The 386-nt window shown below is 33.4% G+C and carries 1 protein-coding gene; it reads left to right on the top strand.

The window, feature by feature from the left end:
• The first annotated feature begins 71 nt into the window (after positions 1-71).
• Complete coding sequence (gene tnpA, locus GOQ24_RS06110; protein WP_058699130.1) at positions 72-362, top strand: IS66 family insertion sequence element accessory protein TnpA; 291 nt, start codon at positions 72-74, stop codon at positions 360-362.
• Positions 363-386: the final 24 nt, after the last annotated feature.

The raw sequence follows: 386 nt of genomic DNA, 5'->3' as shown, positions 1-386 counted from the left end.
GTATCCACCCGACCAAGCCCATATTTCATAAGCTAACGTAAGGTAGTAAGTTTGCTTGAAATAATAAAGAGATGAGCAAACAAGAAATAATGTACTCTCATGTAGAGGATTGGAAAACAAGTGGATTAACGCAATCAAGATACTGTGAAAGTGTCGGAATTAAATTAGCAACCTTTAGTTATTGGGTGGTTAAGTATAAGGCAAAGTCAGAGTCAACGCAATTAGACAATAATTTTATAACTGTAACAAAAGGTCAAGTCATCAATACTCAGGAATATGAGATAGTATATCCCAATGGTGTAAAGTTACGTCTACAAACGGATAATCTTAGTGAACTATATTCATTAGTAAACTTAGTGTAATGTTTAGTTTGAGTAGTTCTAATC

The sequence above is a fragment of the Myroides sp. LoEW2-1 genome (assembly GCF_009767705.1).
GTDB lineage: Bacteria > Bacteroidota > Bacteroidia > Flavobacteriales > Flavobacteriaceae > Flavobacterium > Flavobacterium album_A.
This window is presented reverse-complemented; position numbering and strand designations above follow the sequence as displayed.